Source organism: Mesorhizobium sp. M0862 (assembly GCF_040319795.1).
Classification (GTDB): Bacteria; Pseudomonadota; Alphaproteobacteria; order Rhizobiales; family Rhizobiaceae; genus Mesorhizobium.
In genome coordinates, this window is record NZ_JAMYOJ010000010.1 from 13872 (window position 1) to 29300 (window position 15429).

Annotated in this window: 11 protein-coding genes; 10 read left to right on the forward strand and 1 reads right to left on the reverse strand. The window is 65.6% G+C overall.

Going from position 1 to position 15429, the window contains the following annotated elements:
• On the forward strand, window positions 1-2253 hold the full coding sequence (locus NKI15_RS16600; RefSeq protein ID WP_023708142.1) for a DUF5682 family protein: 2253 nt from the start codon (window positions 1-3) through the stop codon (window positions 2251-2253).
• Between the two features lie 2 nt (window positions 2254-2255).
• On the forward strand, window positions 2256-3491 hold the full coding sequence (locus NKI15_RS16605) for a VWA domain-containing protein (protein WP_023704819.1): 1236 nt from the start codon (window positions 2256-2258) through the stop codon (window positions 3489-3491).
• Here NKI15_RS16605 and tssH read toward each other — a convergent pair whose 3' ends face one another.
• Window positions 3492-6266, reverse strand: coding sequence for a type VI secretion system ATPase TssH (gene tssH / locus NKI15_RS16610; RefSeq protein WP_023749738.1), 2775 nt, complete (start codon window positions 6264-6266; stop codon window positions 3492-3494).
• A gap of 323 nt (window positions 6267-6589) precedes the next feature.
• On the opposite strand from tssH, the gene tssA reads away from it, so the two are divergent.
• From tssA to tagH, 8 genes are read left to right on the forward strand one after another with little or no spacing between them, the layout of a single operon-like run.
• Entirely contained in the window at window positions 6590-7768 is a 1179-nt protein-coding gene (tssA, locus tag NKI15_RS16615; protein WP_023704817.1) for a type VI secretion system protein TssA, read from the forward strand.
• A gap of 6 nt (window positions 7769-7774) precedes the next feature.
• Window positions 7775-8311, forward strand: a complete 537-nt coding sequence (gene tssB, locus NKI15_RS16620; protein WP_023673718.1) for a type VI secretion system contractile sheath small subunit — start codon at window positions 7775-7777, stop codon at window positions 8309-8311.
• 3 nt (window positions 8312-8314) lie between these two features.
• Entirely contained in the window at window positions 8315-9820 is a 1506-nt protein-coding gene (gene tssC, locus NKI15_RS16625) for a type VI secretion system contractile sheath large subunit (protein WP_023682611.1), read from the forward strand.
• 51 nt (window positions 9821-9871) lie between these two features.
• Window positions 9872-10321 (forward strand): Hcp family type VI secretion system effector, encoded by a 450-nt coding sequence (locus NKI15_RS16630; protein WP_023673716.1) that lies wholly within the window; start codon window positions 9872-9874, stop codon window positions 10319-10321.
• Window positions 10308-11063 carry a type VI secretion system baseplate subunit TssE gene (tssE, locus tag NKI15_RS16635; protein ID WP_023704816.1) on the forward strand — a complete coding sequence of 252 codons (756 nt, stop codon included), beginning with the start codon at window positions 10308-10310 and terminating at the stop codon, window positions 11061-11063. Before NKI15_RS16630 ends, tssE begins: the two co-directional genes overlap by 14 nt.
• A 3-nt stretch (window positions 11064-11066) precedes the next feature.
• The gene (tssF, locus tag NKI15_RS16640; protein ID WP_023709681.1) at window positions 11067-12941 is read left to right on the forward strand and encodes a type VI secretion system baseplate subunit TssF; all 1875 of its coding nucleotides are present in this window, start codon (window positions 11067-11069) and stop codon (window positions 12939-12941) included.
• Complete coding sequence (gene tssG, locus NKI15_RS16645; RefSeq protein ID WP_023673712.1) at window positions 12905-13948, forward strand: type VI secretion system baseplate subunit TssG; 1044 nt, start codon at window positions 12905-12907, stop codon at window positions 13946-13948. The genes tssF and tssG overlap by 37 nt, the downstream gene beginning before the upstream one ends.
• A complete protein-coding gene (tagH, locus tag NKI15_RS16650) occupies window positions 13945-15429 on the forward strand; it encodes a type VI secretion system-associated FHA domain protein TagH (protein WP_023704814.1) in 1485 nt (494 codons plus the stop codon). Before tssG ends, tagH begins: the two co-directional genes overlap by 4 nt.

Sequence of the window (15429 nt, forward strand, 5' to 3'; positions counted from 1 at the left end):
ATGAGCGACGTCGCCTATTTCGGCATCCGCCATCACGGGCCGGGCTCCGCCGACAGCCTGGTGCAGGCGCTGCGGGACTTGCAGCCGGTCGCGGTGCTGATCGAAGGGCCGAGCGACGCGTCCGCCCTGCTGCCATTGCTGGCGCGCCCGCAGATGCAGCCGCCGGTGGCGCTGCTCTGCTACCCCGAGGACGATCCGGCCGCGACAAGTTTCTGGCCGTTCGCCGAGTTCTCGCCGGAATACCAGGCGGCGGTGTGGGCGGTGGAGAACAAGGCGGCATTGCGGTTCATCGACCTGCCGTCATCGGCACGGTTCGCGGCACCGGCAACCGACGACACCGACAAAACGGCTGACGCCGACAAGCCCGAACCCAAGGACGAAACCGGTGAGGATGGCGAGCCCGCATCGCATCGCGACCCGATCGGCACGCTGGCTGCGGCCGCCGGCTATGAAGATGGCGAAAGCTGGTGGGCCGACATTATCGAGCAGAATCCGCAGCCGGGTCCAATCTTCGCTGCCATCACCGATGCGATGACGACGCTGCGCGACGGCGAAGGTGCGATCGCGCCGTTCGAGGCCAAGCGTGAAGCGCATATGCGATTGGAAATCGCCGCCGCGCGCAAGGAATTCGCCGGACCGATCGCCGTCGTCTGCGGCGCATGGCATGTGCCGGCCCTGCAGGCCGCGCACACGCAGAAGAACGACCAGGCGCTGATCAAGGGAATTGCCCGGCGCAAAAGCATCATGACATGGGCGCCATGGACCGGGCCGCGTCTTGCGCTGGGCTATGGTTATGGCGCTGGCGTCGTCGCGCCCGGCTGGTGCAAACATCTGTGGCTCACACGAGGGCGGCGCGACGCCGCGACGCTGTGGCTGGCGACGATCGCGGCGGTGCTGCGGGCGAAGGGCCATCTGGTGTCGACCGCGTCGCTGATCGAGGCCGAGCGGCTTGCGCGCACACTGGCTGCCATTCGCGAGCGGCCGAAGCCCGGCTTCGAGGAATTGCGCGATGCCGCGATCGCGGCGCTGTTCAACGGCGAAGCGGTGCTGTGGGCGCTGGTCGAGGCCGAGCTGCTTTTGGGCGCGGATGTCGGCGAGATTCCGCCCGACACGCCGCTGGCGCCGCTGATCGAGGACCTGCAGCGCAACCAGAAGGCGGCGCGGCTGAAGCCGGAGGCGCTGGAACGCGAGCTGTCGGTCGATCTGCGCAGCGAAAGCGGACTGTTTCGTTCGACATTGCTGCACCGGCTGAACGTGCTTGGCGTGCAATGGGGCAGGCTGGCCGACGCCGGCCGCAGCCGCGGCACCTTTCGCGAAAAATGGACGCTGGCCTGGGAGCCGGAATATGCCGTGCGCCTGGTCGAGAACCTGATCTACGGCCCGACTATCGAAAAGGCCGCCAATGGCCGCCTGATCCAGATGCTCGGTGCGGCCGCGAGCCTCGACACGCTTGCCGCCCTTGTCCAGAGCGCCATTACCGCGGATCTGTCGGAGGCCGCGAGCGCCGGCCTTGTAGCGTTGGAGGCGCGCGCAGCGCACAGCAGCGAATGCCTGGAGATGCTGGCCTCGGTGCCGCCGCTTGCCGACATCATCCGTTACGGCGAGGCGCGCAAGACCGAAACTAACCGGCTGTCCGGTTTGTTGGAACGGTTGATCGTCGAAGGCGCGATCGCGCTGCCCTATGCGGTGCGCGACCTGGACGAGCAGGCCGCCACCACGCTGGTCGGTGCTGTGCGCAAGGCCGACACGGCGATCCGGCTGGTCGAGCCCGGCGAAGGCGTGCTCGATGCATGGCGCAACGGCCTGACCGGCGTGCTGGAAGGTCCGGGCTCGACGGCGCTGCTCGCCGGCTGCGCCGCGCATCTGCTCTATGAAGCCGGCCAACTGTCGGCAGAGGACGCCGCCGGGCTGCTCGGACGCAGGCTGTCGCCGGGGACGCCGGTCGCCCAGGCAGCGGGGTTCTTCGAAGGTTTCTTCAGCACTGCCGGCCAGCGGCTGATCTACGACGAGGGCCTGCGCGGCGCCGTCGATGGGTGGCTGAAATCGCTCGACGAGGACGCTTTCATCGCGCATCTGCCATTGCTGCGCCGCGTCTTCTCCAATCTGGACTCGATGGAGCGGCGGCGGTTGATCGAGGCCGTGCTCGGCCGCACCGCAAGGTTGCCGGCCGGCCTGACGCCGGCGCCGGATGGCGGCGAGGGCTGGCGCCGTCACCTGGAGCGGCTTGGGCCATTGCTGGCGGGCGGAGTGTGACAATGGATGACGAAGCCGAAGTGCCCGAACCCGGCCCAGCATCCTCCGATAGCGGGCGCGAGCGCCGCTGGCGGCTGGCGATCGGCGCCGATGACGAGGCTTCCTCCGCCCTTTCCAGTGATGACAAAAAACTGTCTTCGGCGCTCGATGCGCTTTACGGCGACGGCGCCAATGCGGATGCCGACCCGCGCAAGCGGCGCGGCGGGCTCGGCCGCTCGGCGCCACGCGTGGCGCAATGGATGGGCGATATCCGCTCCTTCTTTCCCGCCCAAGTGGTCCAGATCGTCCAGAAGGATGCCTTTGAGCGGCTGAACCTGAAGCAGATGCTGATGGAGCCGGAATTCCTCAAGGCGATCGAGGCCGACGTCAACCTCGTCGCCGACCTGATCTCGCTGCGTTCGGTGATGCCGGCCAAGACCAAGGACATCGCCCGCACCATTATCGCCGACATCGTTGCCAAGCTGATGCAGCGGCTGGAGCAGAAGACCGCCGAGGCGATCCGTGGCGCGCTCGACAAGTCGCGACGCACCAACCGGCCGCGCCAACGCGACATCGACTGGCCGCGCACCATCTCGGCCAATCTTCGCCACTACCAGCCTGAGCACAAAACCGTCGTGCCGGAAAAACTGGTCGGCTTCATGCGCAAGCAACGCCGGCTGGTCGATCTCGACGAAGTGGTGCTGTGCGTCGACCAGTCCGGCTCGATGGCGAGCTCGGTGATCTACGCCTCGATTTTCGCCGCGGTGATGGCGTCGCTGCCGGTCGTGCGCACCAAGCTGGTCTGTTTCGACACGGCCATCGTCGACCTGACCGAAGAGCTCAGCGACCCGGTCGAGGTGCTGTTTGGCGTGCAGCTCGGCGGCGGCACCGACATCAACCAGGCGGTCGCCTATTGCGCCGACCGCATCGAGCGGCCGACCAAATCCCACTTCGTGCTGATCACCGACCTCTATGAGGGCGGCAACGGCCAGGACTTGCTGCGGCGGCTTGCGGCGCTGGTCCGGTCCGGCGTCAATGTCATCGTGCTGTTGGCGCTGACCGATCAGGGCCGGCCGGGCTATGATCAGGCGATGTCGGCTTCGGTCGCGGCACTTGGCATACCGGTCTTCGCCTGCACGCCGGACCTGTTTCCCGACATGATGGCGGCGGCGTTGCGGCGCGAGGATATCGGCGCCTGGGCAGCCGGCGCCGACATAAAGCTGATCCGCGCCGAGACGGAGCCGAGCAGTCAGGCCTGACTATTCGAACGAATAGGCAAACCCGTCAGTGGAAGCGCTGACGGTCACCTTGGTCATCTTCTCGCCGTCGAGCGACCGGTTCAGCACGCCGCGGCTGAGTTCCGGCAACAGCGTGTTGGTGAGGATGGCGTCGATCATGCGGCCACCAGACTCGATTTCGGTGCAGCGCGCCTTGACCAGCGCCATGACGCCGTCGCCGATCACCAGTTCGGCGTCGTGGCTGGCGCGCAGCCGCCGCGCGATCTTGCCGAACTGATGGCGGGTGATGGCCTCGATCATCGAATCCGAGAGCGGATAGTAAGGGATGGTCACGACGCGGCCGAGGAAGGCCGCTGGAAACACCTTCAGCAGTGGAGCGCGCAGTGCAGCATCGAGGCCGTCGAGCCCTGCCCTCACCGTGCCGTTGCCGGTCCGCTCCATGATGACTTCGGAGCCGACATTGGACGTCAGCAGGATCAGCGTGTTCTTGAAGTCGATGCGCCTTCCCTCGCTGTCATCCATCATGCCCTTGTCGAAGACCTGGAAAAAGATCTCGTGGACGTCGGGATGGGCCTTCTCGACCTCGTCGAGCAGGATCACCGAATAGGGTTTTCGGCGCACGGCCTCGGTGAGAATGCCACCCTTGCCGTAGCCGACATAGCCGGGCGGTGCGCCCTTGAGCGTCGAGACGGTGTGCGCCTCCTGGAATTCGGACATGTTGATCGAGATCAGGTTCTGCTCGCCGCCATAGAGCGTCTCGGCCAGCGCCAGGGCCGTCTCGGTCTTGCCGACACCTGAGGGGCCGCAGAGCAGGAACACGCCGACCGGCTTTTCCGGCGCTCCGAGCCCGGCGCGGCTGGTCTGCACGCGCTTGGCAATCATCTCCATGGCGTGATCCTGGCCGACGACACGTTCGGACAGCGTGGTGGCCAGCTTGAGCGCCTTTTCGGTCTGGCTGGACAGCATCCGTCCCGTCGGGATGCCGGTCCAGTCCTGGACCACGGCAGCGACCGCATTGCGGTCGACCGACGGCAGGATCAGCGGCGTCTCGCCTTGCGCGGTGGCAAGCTCGGCCATGAGTTCACGCAGCCGCGCCAGATCGGCGACAGGATCTGACGGCGCAGCTTCGGCCGCCGGCGCTTCGGTCTCGGACGTTTCGGCCTTGGGCGTCTCGGCCTTGGGCACCTTGGTCTTTTCTTCGTCCGGCGCTGCCGGTTCGGCATCGGCCTCAGCTGTCGCCACCGCATCGAGCGGGACGCCGTCGCCGCGCAGCCGCGCGCGCAGTTCGAGGATCTCGGCAACCAGCGCCTTTTCGCGCTCCCAGCGCTCCTCGGCGGCGGCGAGCATGGTCCCCGTCTCAGTGAGCCCGGCCTCGACCCGCGCCTGCCGGTCAGTTACTTCGATGCCGATCGCTGCCTCGCGGCCGATGATGCCGCTTTCGACTTCCAGCGCCTGGCGGCGCCGCAAAATGTCCTCTACTTCGGCCGGCGTCGCATGCTGCGAGATCGCGACCCTGGCGCAAGCGGTGTCGAGCAGGCTGACCGCCTTGTCGGGCAATTGCCGCGCCGGGATGTAGCGATGCGACAGGCCGACCGCCGCCTCGATCGCCTCGTCCAGGATCTGCACTTCGTGATGCTGTTCGAGCACGCCGGCTACACCGCGCAGCATGAGCACGGCGACCGCTTCCGACGGCTCGTCGATCTTGACCACCTGGAAACGGCGGGTCAGCGCCGGGTCCTTTTCGATGTGCTGCTTGTACTCGGCCCAGGTCGTTGCCGCGATGGTGCGCAGTTCGCCGCGCGCCAGCGCCGGCTTCAAGAGATTGGCGGCATCGCCGGTTCCCGCCGCACCGCCGGCGCCGATCAGCGTGTGCGCCTCGTCGATGAATAGGATGACCGGCGTTTCGGAGGATTGCACCTCGTCGATCACCGCCTTCAGGCGCTTCTCGAACTCGCCCTTGACGCTGGCGCCGGCCTGCATCAGGCCGACGTCGAGCATGCGCACGCTGATGCCTTGCAGCGGCGGCGGCACGTCGCCCTGGGCGATGCGCAGGGCAAAGCCCTCGACCACCGCGGTCTTGCCGACACCGGCCTCGCCGGTCAGGATCGGGTTGTTCTGCCGGCGGCGCATCAGGATATCGATGATCTGCCGGATCTCCGGGTCGCGGCCGACGACCGGGTCGATCTTGCCGTCATGGGCGCGCTGGGTGAGGTCGGTGGCGTATTTGGCCAGCGCCGAATCCCCGCCCGGAGCGCGCCGCGGCGCCTCCGCGGTGGGAGCCACTGCTGCCATGGCGCCGGCTTCGAGCGAGCCCTCCACCACCTCGGCAAAGCGGGCGATGACCCCGTCGGCGTCGATCTTGTCGAATTCGCCGCTGATCTTCGCCACCAGGCCTTCCAGCACCGGCGTCTTCAGGCAGGCGAGCACGATATGGGCGCTGCGGACCTCCTCCATGCCGAATTCCAGCGTCGCCAGATTCCAGGCTTCCTGGATGGCGTGGAAAATGTGGTCGGAAAATTCCTCGATCGAGGTGGCGCCGTAGGGCAGCTTGTCGACGGCGCGGGTCATTTCGCTGGTAAGCCGGCTGGCATCGACGCCGGCATCGGCAATGATCATCTGCACATCCGAACGCTCGGACAGCACCAGTTGTTCTATGAAATGGACGAGTTCGACGTAAGGATTGCCGCGCAGCTTTGCGCTGTCGGCGGCGGCCTTGAAGGCGCGCAGGCAGACCGGATTGAGCTTGCCAACCAGTTCCTTGCGTTTGAACCCCTGCGACGACCGGCGCTGTTCCATCGAACGTGCTCCTGCAATCTGCCCGTCGACAGCCTGCCACATAAGCAGCCGCTTGACAAAGCGCTTGATGCAGCCGGCCTTTCTCTTTGTGGAGAGTCCCGCGCCGCCAAATGCAGACAACCACGATTTTTTCTAATCCTATGCGATGCGCTTCACATACGAGGTTGGCCAGGCACGCCATGAATTGCGCCATCCGAGACGCAGTTGCACCGACATTCATTAGCGCTCGTTAACTTTTGAGCGGATGGCGAATTGTGGGAATATGCAACCGTGTGCTAACGTTGGGTCACGTACGGTTTTAGAGCCGGTCGCCGGGGGTATCTGTGGTCGATCTCGCACTCTGGCTTGCTCCGCTGGACGGTGAAAATCCGTCAGGCGAAGACTTGCGCAACGATCCGGCTTTTCATGAGCTGGAGCGGCTCACGGAGCCGCAAGTCAAGGTCGTCCATGACGGGCGCAACAAGCCAGCCGCGCAATCGACCATTCCGGTCGACTGGCCTGCCGTGCTCGGCAAGGCCGAGGAGTTGCGTTCGCATGGCCGCGACCTGCGCCTGCTTGTCATTGTCGCCCGGGCGCTCGCCAATGAAGAGGGATTGGCCGGACTGGCACAGGGCCTGACCCTGATTGCAAAGACATTCGAGACGCATTGGGAGACGATGCACCCGGCGCTGCGGGCCAGCCCCCAACCACGCGAGGCCGCCCTGCGCCGCCTCAACGCGCTGGCCGACCTGCAGAACGGCCAGGAAGGCCTAATGGCGAACCTCAGGCAGATGGTCTTCTTCGCGCCGCGTCCCATCGGGCCGATCAGCGGACGCGATCTCGAACAGGGTGCGCTCGATGATCGCGTCATGCTTCAGGAAGCGGCGTCGGGATTGAATGCCACGGAGAAGGCAGCGCTGGTCAGCGCGCACGGACAGCTCCTGAACCGGGTGGGCAGCGGTTGTGCCGCCCATCAGGACCAGGCCGGTGAACAGATGACAGCGCTCATCGCCGGGGCGCACGCAGCGATCGAGGCGCTCGACGCGGTCGATACGGCCCTGAATGCCCGTCTTGACAGCAACGGGGCTGCCGTCCCGGACCTGAAACGATTTTTGCAGCGCGTGCTGACGACGCTGGAACGCAATACGGCGGTCGAGACCACGGAAGAGGCAGCGACGAAGGGAGCCGCCAGCCCGGCTGCTGCCGCGGCAAGCCCGGCCGCGCCGGTCAGAAACGGTCATGGAGCCGAGACGATGGCAAGCTACGCTGAGACCGGTGCGGGACTCCCGGACAGGATTTCCTCGCGCGACGATGTGGTGAAGTGCCTAGACCTTGTGGTCGCGTTCTACGACCGCACCGAGCCGTCGAGCCCGATCCCGCATCTCGCCCGCCGGGTGCGCAGGATGGTGCACATGGATTTCGTTGAACTGATGGAAGACCTCGCCCCGTCGGGGCTCAAGGAATTCCGGCTGCTCGCCGGCGTTCCCGACGCCAAGAAGACTGCCCAGAAGGATGAAAGGTAGCAACACATGCCAGCCGAAAGCAAAGCGAAGGTCATCGAGCGAAATCGCGCCCCGCGCGTGCAGATCGCCTACGATGTCGAAACCTACGGCAGCCCGACGACGATCGAACTGCCGTTCGTCATGGGCGTGATGGCCGACCTGTCGGGCGCATCGCAGACCAGGGAAGCGTCCAAGACGGTGCTCGACCGTTCCTTTGTCGAGACCGATGCCAACCGCTTCCCCAAATTCATGGAAGCGCTGGGGCCCAGGGTCAAGGCGCGGGTGAAGAACACGCTGCCGCAGGCCGAGGGACAGGAGCGCGACGAAGAACTGGCGCTCGACCTGACCTTCACCAAGATGGGCGATTTCGCCCCCGACAAGATCGCCGAACAGGTCCCGCAACTGGCCGAAATCCTCAAGATGCGGCGCCAGCTCGAGGAGCTGCTCGGCTTCATGGACGGCCGCGTCGATGCCGAAAAGCGCATCGCCCAATTGCTGAACAACCAGCCGCTGCTTGGCCAGATCGCCGCCCAGGCGCTGTCCGACGACAAGGGTGAGGAATAGATCATGGCCGAACAGCAAAAGACCGCAGCATCCGTCGCCGAGGCCGAGGCCGTCGATCTCGGTGAATTCAGCCAGCTCTTGGAGAAGGACTTCAAGGTCAAGAAGGACGACAGCGAGAAGCTGCAGCAGCTGGTGCGCAACCTGGCGCTGGCGGCGCAGTCGCGCTCCGAGACGACGACGATCTCGTCCAACTCGATCAAGTCGATCAAGTCGTTGATCGCCGGCATCGACAAGATGCTGACGACCCAGGTCAACGAAATCCTGCACGCGCCGGAAGTGCGGCAGATGGAAGGCACCTGGCGCGGCCTCTGGTACCTCATCAACAACACCGAGACGGATCAGAAGCTGAAGATCCGGGTGATGAACATTTCCAAGGAGCAGCTGGCCGATACGCTCGAAGACTATGAAGGCCAGATGTGGGACCAGAGCCCGATCTTCAAGAAAGTCTACACCGACGAGTATTCGATGCTCGGCGGCGAACCGATCGGCTGCGTGATCGGCGCCTACGAGTTCTCCAACCACCCGCGCGACGTCGGCCTGTTGCGCAACATCTCCGGCATCTGCGCCTCGGCGCACACGCCGTTCATCGCCGCCGCCTCGCCACGGCTGTTCCGCATGGACAGCTGGCAGGAACTGCCCAACCCGCAGGACCTGCAGCAGATCGTCTCCAACCCGGCCTACGCCTCGTGGCAATCGCTGCGCGAGAGCGAGGATGCGCGCTATATCGGGCTGACCATGCCGCGCGTGCTGGCGCGGCTGCCCTACGGCTCGGAGACAGTCCCGGTCAAGGGCTTCTCCTTCGAGGAGGAAGTGCAGGGCGATCACAACAAATATGTCTGGATGAACGCTGCCTTCCCGATGGGCGTCAACATCAACCGCAGCCACAAGCTCTATGGCTGGGGCACCCAGATCCGCGGCGTCGAAAATGGCGGCACTGTGCTTAACCTGCCGGTGCACTCCTTCCCGACCGATGACGGCTCGATCGCGATGAAATGCCCGACGGAAGTCGCCATCGACGACCGGCGCGAGGCGGAACTGGCCAAGCTCGGGCTGATGCCGATCCTGCACCGCAAGAACACCGATCTCGCGGCCTTTATCGGCGCCCATTCGCTGCAGGATGACGAGACGCGGGCCGGCCGCCTGGTCGACCCCGACGCCCAGTCCAACGAGCGGCTCTCCGCCAACCTGCCCTATCTGTTCCCGGTCTCGCGCTTCGCCCACTACCTCAAGGCGATTGCGCGCGACAAGGTCGGCTCGTTCAAGGAACGCACCGACATGCAGATCTGGTTGACCGAATGGATCAACCGGTACGTGCTGGCCAACCCGGCCTTCGCCGACGACAAGGCGCGCGCCAAGCGTCCGCTTGCCGCCGCCGAGGTGCAGGTCGACAGCGTGGAGGGCCGGCCGGGCTACTACAACGCCCGCTTCTATCTGCGCCCGCACTACCAGCTGGAGGGCATCAATGCCTCGCTCAGGCTGGTGTCGGAATTGCCGTCCGTGAAGACCTGATTGCAGCAACCAAACCTTTGTTTGAAAGCGTGGAGAACGAAAATGCCCACAATGAAGATCGACGGTTTTCTGAAAGTTCCGGATATCAAGGGGCCCAGCACGCGCGACGGCCATGACGACGAGATCGAAATCCATGGCGTCGATTACAAGATGGTCGCGCCCTACGACCCCAATTCCCTCTCGCGCCGAGGCCGCGTGTCGATGGGCATGATCAAGTTCACCAAGCACTACGACAAGGCCTCACCCTATCTGGCCAAGGCCCTGTTCGAAAACAAGGCGCTGGACGAGGTCAAATTCTCCGCTCGGCGGACCATCGACGGCGAGAGCAAGGACTATCTGGTCGTTACCCTGACCGACGCCTCGATCATGGAATACGACATGTCGCAGGCCGATGATGAAGCCGACCTGATCCAGGAGGAAGTCTCCTTCGCCTACAAGAAGATCAAGTTCGTCTATGACGACAATGACGAAGCCGAAATGGATGTCTATGTCGGCAAGTGAGGGGCGAGCAAAGCGCCCTGCCGCCGACAAGGTACAGGCGGGCGGTTCACGGGCCAAGCGCGAGGCGGTACAGCCTTCGCTGTGGGACCGCCTCGTCAACGATCTGCCGGGCGTGAGCTCGGAGATAGACGGGCTCAGGCAGGCTCTGCAGGAGGAGCTTGGCGCAGAGCGCCTGGACGAGCTGCTGGCAGACGGACCGAGGCGCATCGACGCCGATGACGCATTGAACCCCGATCAGAAGCGCCGGCTGCACCGGCTGGCGTTTCAGAACCGGCACCGTGGCGAGCTTGAAAGCCGAGGCATCGTGGTGTCGCCCGATGTGCTGCGCGAGGCCGTGCGGCGCGACATCGAGGCGCTGTTCAACACCGAGCGTTTCGAATCCGCGCCGCTGCTATCCGATCTCGAGGCCGAGCAGATGACCGACAGTCCGACATCGCTGGCCGACTTTCCGGAGGTGCGCCGCAGCGTTGTCAATTATGGCGTGCCGTCCTTCTCCGGCCGGTCGTCGCGCGACTTCGATCGCGATGTTCTGGCTCGCGAGATCCGCGCCGTGCTCGCCGCATTCGAGCCGCGGCTGAAGGAGAGCGCGACGAAAGTCACGGTCAACCTCGGCGACAAGACCGGCCTGAAGATCGAGATCGACGCCGTGCTGATCATGACGCCGACGCCCGAGCGCATGCGCCTGCGCACGACGATCAATCTCGACAACGGACTGGCGCGCACCGAGTTCAGGGAAGCCTGAGAGATGGACCGGGTCTTCGTAGAATATTACGAGGAGGAACTGTCCCACATACGCGGGCTGGCGGCGGAGTTCGCCGACATGCATCCGGCGGTTGCCCGCAATTTGTCGCTGGATACGGTGCCGTGTCCCGACCCCTATGTCGAGCGGTTGCTCGACGGCGTCGCCTTCCTCGCCGCGCGCACGCGCCTGAAGGTGGATGCCGAGCGCTCGCGGTTTTCGCGCAGCATCCTCGACGTGCTTTATCCCGATCTCGTCACGCCGGCGCCGGCAACCGCCATGGTGGTGCTGAAGCCCGGCCAGCAGGTGCAGACAATGCTTGCCGGCCATGTCGTCAAGCGCGGCACGCGGCTGGTCTCCAGCTTGCAGGCCGGCCTGTCGACGCGCTGCACCTTCACCACCGCGCAGGACATGACGCTGTTTCCGATCGCGATCAGTTCGGTCGGCTATTTCCAGGACCGCAGCGCGCTTGCCGCCGCCGGTATTGGCCCGATCAGCGGCAAGGGTGGCGAAGCGGCACTTCGCATCACGCTTGCCCGGACCGGAAAGGGCAAGCTCGACGAACTGGCGCTCGACCGGCTCGACTTCTATTTCGCCAACCGCACCAAGGCGCCGCTGATCTTCGACGCCATCTTCGGCGTCTGCTCCGGTGTCGGCGCACGACCGGAAGGCAAGACCAATCCATTGTCGCCGCTACCGGCGCCGGAGATGGTGGGCATCGCAGATGCCGAAGCGCTGATGCCGCGCACGCGGCCGACCTTCGAAGGCTACCGCCTGCTACGCGAATATTTCATGATGCCCGAGCGCTTCCATTATGCGCGCGTCACCGGCTTGCTGCCGGTCGTGCGTAAATGCCAGGCCGGGCTCGAAATCGTCTTTTTGTTCAGGCGTCCCGTGCCCGAGCTCGCCGACCTGACGCCGGCGGATTTTGATCTGTTCGCGACGCCGATCATCAATCTCTTCGAGCGCGAGTGCAACATCGTCGAGCTCGACCAGCGCAAGACGCGGCAGGTGCTGCATGCCGACCGCACGCGGGCGCGCGACTTTGAAATCTACCGCGTCATCCGCGTCGAAGACGCCGATGCCGAGGGACCCGACGCGGAGATACCGGAACTCTTCAGCCTTGGGCAAAATCGCGGCAGCGGCTGGGTCTATTCGACGGAGCGGCGGCCGCGCCGGCCGACCGAGGACGAGCGGCGCCAGGGCGTGACGCGGACCTCCTATGCCGGCGACGACGTCTTCCTGGCGATCTCGCGCCCGGTCCACAGCCAGGCCAACAGGCCGCTCAAGCGCGTCGATATCATGGCGCTTTGCACCAATCGCGACCTGGCCATCCTCGACGACACGCCGACCCTGACGCTGGAAGCCGGCGACCCTGTGGAGACGGTCCGGCTGCTCGGCGCATTGCGTTCGCCGCAGCCGGCGATCCCGGCAGCGCTGCCGCACGGCGCCGACGGCGAGTCGCGCGCCGACGACCTGGCCTGGCGGCTGGTGTCACAGCTGGCGCTCAACTTCCTCAGTCTGGCCAAGGAAGGCCGCGGCGTCGATCCGCTGCACGCGCTGCTCGATCTCTATGCCGAGCGCGGCGACCCCGGGCTCGCCCGCAATGTGCGCTCGATCGTGCGCATCGACTCGCGCGCGGTGATCGAAAGGCTGGCGATCGAAGGGCCGATGTGCTTCGGCCGCGGCACGGAAGTGACGCTGCATGTCGACCAGTCGGTGCTGGCGGGACAGAGCACTCTGCTGCTGTCGGGCCTGCTGTCGCGGCTGTTTGCCCGCCATGCCGGCATTAACGGGTTCGTGCGCACGCGCACGCGGTTGCTCCAGAAACAGGAGGATGTGCCATGGCCGATGACGCCCGGCAATCGCTACCTGATCTAGAGCGAGCCGCAACCCTGTCCGAGAGTTTCGACTTTTTCGAACTGCTGCGCCGGCTCGAACGGCAAGGCGGCCTGTTCGGCCATTCCGGCCGGCCGGACCGCGAGCCGGCAAGGCTCGGCCAGAATGTGCGGCTGTCCTTCGCAGTGCAGGACGTGGTGGATTTCCGCGAGCCGACGGACAAGTCGCCGGCACGCGTCACGGTCAACAATCTCGGCCTGCTCGGACCCGAAGGGCCGATGCCACTGCATCTGACGCGCTGGGTGCTCGATCGCCTGTCGCAACGCTGGTATGCCGGCGCCGAGGCGCGGCAGACGAGCGACACGACCTTCGTCGATTTTGTCAATATCCTGCAGCACAGGATGATCGCGCTCTACTATCGGGCCTGGGCGGATGCGCATCCGGCTGTGCAGGTCGAACGCGGTGTCGGGGGCCGCGTCCGTTCCATGCTGGAAGCGATGGCCGGCATCGGGCTGCCGGGCACGCAGGATGCCGAACTCGATACAGTAAAACTTCGCCAGGCCGCCTCGCTCGCTGCCCAAGTCGACGGCCCCGAGCGACTGACGCTGTTCCTGGCCGAAGCCTTCAAAGTGCCGGTGGTGCTGAAGGAGTTCGTCGCGGCCTGGATGACCATCCCCAAGGCGCTGCAGACGCGGCTTGCCGGCAGCTATGCCACGCTCGGCCGCAGCGCCACCATCGGCCCGCGCAGCTTCAGCCGGCAGAGCCGCATCGAGCTGCGCATCGGCGCGCTCAGCTATATCGATTACAAGGCCTTCCTGCCGGGCGGTGAGCGGCTGAAGCTGTTGAAGCAGGCGGTGCGCGACCTGATCGGCGAGACCATCGATGTCGATCTCAGGATCGTGCTTGCGGCAAAGGCAGTGCCGCCGGCGAAGCTCGGCACCGTCCAGCTTGCCCGCACCACCTGGCTGGCGCGACCGGTCGAAAAGGGGGACGCCGACGACATGCGGTTGCGGACCATCGTCGGCTGGCGGGAAGAGGTGGCGGCATGAGCCTGCTTCTGACTCTCGAACAGGGACCACGCGCGCAAGCCACGCGGCAGGCGCGGCTGGACGAGGGCGAGCTGGTAATCGGCCGCAGCGCCGACGCCGACTGGCAGATCAACGATCCCGACATGTTCGTCTCGCGCGCCCACTGCAAGATCACCAGCAAGCAGGGCGGCTATTTCGTCACCGATACCTCCAGCAGTGGGTTGTTCATCGACGATGCCGCCAGCCCGCTCGGCGCGGGAAATACCGCGCGCCTGCAAAGCGGCATGCGACTGCGACTGGGCGACTATGTGGTGTGGGTCGATTTGCAGACGGCGAAGACCGAGGCGCCGGCCTCCAGGCCTTCAGCGCCTGCCAGTAAGCCGGCGGCGTCGCGGGCGCCGGTCAGCCTCGGCGGCGACGATTTCTTTTCGTCCACCACGGAAGAAGAGCCGGGACGGCCACGCCCTGCCAACCTGCCCGATCCGTTCGAAAAGCCGGTGCCCGGCGCATTCGCGCGTGCGCGGTCCGATGAACGCAGCTCGCAGGCGTTCGACGATCCGTTCAGCCTCGACCCTGTGGCAACGCCGGTGGCCGAGCCCACTGACAGAAACGGCGCCAAGCCATCGTTCGACGATCCCTTCGGCCTCGACTCCGCGCCGCTGTCGAGAGAGCCGAGCAGATCCAATCCTGAGAAGCTGCCGGCCTACGATGACGGGTTTGGTTTCGGCCCTGCCGGGTCCACCAGCCTCGACGCCGGCGTGACGGATGGCGGTGCAACCGATGCGCCCTCGCCTGCCCCCTCTGCAGCGCCCTGGGATCTGCCAGTCCGCGCGGTCGAGCCATCGCCACCGCAGCCACCGCCTCCCCCGTCTCCACCGCCACCACGCGCTCCTGTCCGCCAATCCGCGGCGCGGCCGTCAGCCGGACCGTCGGACGCGGAATTGCGCGCCGCTTTCCTGCGCGGCATGGGCATGGACGAGGCCGATTTTCCCGGCGGCGATCCGGTGGCCGACATGGAAAAATTCGGCCGCGAATACCGGCTGATGATGGAAGGCCTGATGCAGCTTTTGCGCAAGCGCGCCGAAGAGAAGGGCAATGCCCGCGTCGCTCAAACCGTGGTTGGCGCGTCCGAGGTCAACCCGCTCAAATTCCTGCCTTCGGTCGACGATGCTCTGGTGACCATGCTGGCCGAGCGCAGCCCCGGTTTCCTCGGCGCCGAAGCGGCGATCAAGGACGCGGTGCGCGATCTGGCGCAGCACCACGTTCGTGCCTGGCGCGGCGTGCAAGGCGCGCTCAAGCGCATGATCGACCGCTTCGATCCGGCGGCGATCGAGCAGGAATTGAAGTCGAGTTCGGCGATCGGCAATCTGCTGACCGGCGGGCGCGGCGCCAAGCTCTGGGAATTGTACCAGAAACGCCACCGTGAAATCGCTCACAGCGCCGAGACGCGTTTTCTGGGCGAGATCGGCGCTGATTTTCGTGATGCATATGAGGAGGACTGA